At 73.7% G+C, this 764-nt stretch carries 1 pseudogene; it reads right to left on the reverse strand.

Going from position 1 to position 764, the window contains the following annotated elements:
- A pseudogene (locus N869_RS15690) lies at window positions 1-749 on the reverse strand (hypothetical protein); the annotation flags it as partial.
- Window positions 750-764 lie beyond the last annotated feature (15 nt).

Below are 764 nucleotides of genomic sequence, written 5' to 3' on the forward strand. Positions count from 1 at the left end.
TTGCCGAAGTGCGCACGGTAGGCCTGGTTCAGCTCCTCCAACGCCTCGGCGGCGTCGCAGCGCAGCAGAGCGGCGGGGGCGAAGTCCACCCCGCACAGCACGTCCTGCGGGATGCGTCCGTTCGGTGAGGAGTCGGCCACCCGGATCTTGCGGTCACGCTCCGCGGCGATCGCGGCCTGCGCCTCGGCCTCGGCGATCGCCTCCGTGGCCGTCGCCTCCAGCTCCTCGGACAGGTCGATCACCCGTTGCGCGACCTCCAGCATCTGGTCGCTGACCTCGATGTCCAGCTGTGCCAGGAGGGCCAGGGGGCTCGGAGTCACGTCGGCGGGGATCTCCGACCGCATGACCGCGCCGCGGGAGGGCGCCGGGGAGCGCAGGGTCGCACTCAGGTCGTCCAGGCCCTTCTCGGCCTCGTCGAGATCGACCTCGAAGGACGGCGCCGCGTCGTCCCCGACAGGGGTCGGCTCGGGCGTGCCCGAGGGCTCGACCTCGTCGGACGAGGCCGGCGCTCCGGCCGGGGAAGGCTCAGCCGTCGCAGATGCACCGTCGTCGTCAGCCGCGGTGGCCGGAGCCACGGCGATCAGGTCGTTCAGCTCGGCGACCGCGTCGTCCAGCTGGGCCAGCGTCTCCTCGTCGACGACGTCGGCCGCGAGTGCCACCGTCTCGTCCGCCGCCTTCACCGCCGCCTGCGCGACCGCGATCGCCTCGGCACGGCGGGTGGAGGCGAACGCCGCGGCCTGGCCGGTCATCCGAGCCGCGTCGGC

This window comes from Cellulomonas bogoriensis 69B4 = DSM 16987, assembly GCF_000767165.1.
GTDB lineage: Bacteria > Actinomycetota > Actinomycetes > Actinomycetales > Cellulomonadaceae > Actinotalea > Actinotalea bogoriensis.